Here is a 2,652-nt window from a genome sequence, read left to right as displayed (position 1 = left end):
GAAGCGCAGCAAATGGGCGTTGGTCTCGACCGGGCCGAGATCGTTGATCGCGATCACCTCGATATCCCGGCGGCCGGACTCGGCGATGGCGCGCAGCACATTGCGGCCGATGCGGCCAAACCCGTTGATCGCGACCCGGACTGCCATGCTAGTCTCTCCTCTGATAGCTGTTGCCGTCCCCGCGGAGGTCTGTCTCGCGGAGTAATGACGGCGGATCGCCCGGTTCGGCCGGGCGGGAACGGACAAGATGACGGCTAGGTAGTCCTTTTTCCGGACAAGCTCAACCGTCAGGGTAGGCGCTTCAGAACGGCGTTAACCGTGGCCTCGGCGGTGATGCCGAAATGCCTGAAAAGCTCCTTGGCGGGCGCGCTGGCGCCGAAACCGTGCATGCCGATGAACACGCCATCGTGGCCGATCACGGCATCCCAGCCCCAGCGCATGGCGGCCTCGATCGCGACCTTGACCGGGGCCTTGCCGATGATCGCCTTCTGTTTCTCCTGCGGCTGCGCCAGCAGCAATTCGAGCGAGGGCACCGATACCACCCGCGACGCGATGCCGCGCTCGGCCAGTTGCTTCTGGGCGGCGACGGCGATTTCGACCTCGGAACCCGACGCGAACAGCGACACTTTTGCGTCGCCATCGGCGGCGACCAGCTCATAGGCGCCATGGCCGCAGGGATTGTCTGACGGTGCCGTGGACCGCAATTGCGGCAGGTTCTGGCGGCTCAGCGCCAGCACCGTCGGGCCACTGGTCCGGTTCAGCGCCAGTTCCCAGCACTCCGCCACTTCGACGGCATCGCAGGGGCGGAACACCCGCATGTTGGGAATGGCGCGCAAGGCGGCGAGATGTTCGACCGGCTGGTGCGTCGGGCCGTCTTCGCCGAGCCCGATCGAATCATGGGTCATGACGTAAACGACGCCCGCGCCCATCAGCGCGGCGAGCCGCATCGCAGGGCGGGCATAGTCGGTGAACACCAGGAAGGTGGCGCCGTTCGGCGCGAAGCCGCCATGCAGGAAGATGCCGTTCATGGCGGCAGCCATGCCGTGCTCGCGGATGCCGTAATGGATGAAACGGCCCTTCGGTGTCCTCGCCGAAAACGCGACCGCGGACTTTGCCTTGTTGTTGTTGGAGCCGGTCAGGTCGGCGGAGCCGGCGAGGAATTCCATCGGCATCGCGGCGGCGATCGCCTCGATCACGGCCTCCGATGATTTGCGGGTCGCGGCGTTGAGCGGGTTTTCCAACAGCGACTTCTTGTGGGCCTTGAGCGCCTTGGCCAGCGACGCCGGCCGTTCGTGCCGCAGCCGGCGCTCGAATTCGGCGCGCTTGCGGCTGCCAAGCTCCGCATGGCGCGCCTCCCATTCCTTGCGGGCGGCGGCGCCGCGGCCGCCGGCTTCGCGCCAGGCCTTCAGGACGTCGTCGGGCACCGAGAAGGCGTCCTGCGCGATGCCGAGCTTTTGCTTGGCGCCCTTCAGCTCGTCGGCGCCGAGCGGTTCGCCATGGGCCTTTGCCGTGCCGGCCTTGTGCGGCGCGCCATAGCCGATCGTGGTCCTGCAGGCGATCAGCGACGGCTTGTTCGATCTCTGCGCCCGCGCGATCGCCGCCGCGATCGCCTCTTGCTCGTGACCGTCGATCCGTTCGGCCTGCCAGCCCGCGGACTTGAAGCGTTTGATCTGATCGACGGAGTCGGCGATCGAGGTCGGGCCGTCGATCGAAATGCCGTTGTCGTCATAGAGCACGATCAGCTTGTTGAGCTTCCAGTGGCCGGCCATGGCGATCGCTTCCTGCGAGACGCCCTCCATCAGGTCGCCGTCGGAGGCGAGCACATAGGTATGGTGGTTGACGATCTTCTTGCCGAACTCGGCGGCGAGCATTTTTTCCGCGAGCGCCATGCCGACCGCCGTCGCGATCCCCTGGCCGAGCGGCCCGGTCGTGGTCTCGACGCCCCTGGTGTGGAAGTTTTCCGGATGCCCCGGCGTCAGCGATCCCAACTGGCGGAAGTGCTTGAGCTGGTCGAGCGTCATGTCCTTGTTGCCGGTGAGGTACAACAGCGCATAGAGCAGCATCGAGCCGTGCCCGGCCGACAGCACGAATCGGTCGCGGTCCGGCCAGTCCGGCTCGGCGGCGTCGAATTTCAGGAACTGCGTGAACAGCACGGTCGCGATGTCGGCGGCGCCCATCGGCAGGCCGGGATGGCCGGATTTCGCCTTTTCGACGGCATCCATGGCGAGGCCACGGATCGCATTGGCCATACGGGAATGATCGACCTGCGCCATGATGAAAATCCGCCTGAAATGAGGTGCTTGGTTACGGCACGTACCGGGCGGATGGCCGCCATACGCGCCTTTCGGCCACGGGGAGTTCGGGCTGGATAGCACCTCAATTCCCCGAGTCCAAGGCGATGAACCGCGCTTCCGGGCCGAAAAGTTGCTTTGTGGTGCATAGCTTCGCGGCAGCGTTGCGTTAGCTTCGCTTGCCACGTAAATTTCACCGCTTAAACGCTTGCCGAACCGCAGAATTCGCCGTGCGGCTTGCCTAGTCGAAGGTGCGCGCTGTCTCACATGAGCGATCATCAAGCCAACGGGTCCGGCAGTGCCGAGCCAGCCCATGCCGATCTCGACGCCGCGACGCGGCGGTTGATGTCCGCGCTCGACG

At 65.6% G+C, this 2,652-nt stretch carries 2 protein-coding genes; both read right to left on the bottom strand.

The features are described from left to right. Positions 1–147: glyceraldehyde 3-phosphate dehydrogenase NAD-binding domain-containing protein (locus tag WCE35_RS26975; RefSeq protein ID WP_424596358.1), on the bottom strand; the 147-nt coding region annotated here is incomplete at its 3' end. A gap of 140 nt (positions 148–287) precedes the next feature. After that, complete coding sequence (gene tkt, locus WCE35_RS26970; protein WP_424596357.1) at positions 288–2,273, bottom strand: transketolase; 1,986 nt, start codon at positions 2,271–2,273, stop codon at positions 288–290. Positions 2,274–2,652: the final 379 nt, after the last annotated feature.

The organism is Bradyrhizobium sp. (genome assembly GCF_049691595.1).
Taxonomy (GTDB): domain Bacteria; phylum Pseudomonadota; class Alphaproteobacteria; order Rhizobiales; family Xanthobacteraceae; genus Bradyrhizobium.
This window is presented reverse-complemented; position numbering and strand designations above follow the sequence as displayed.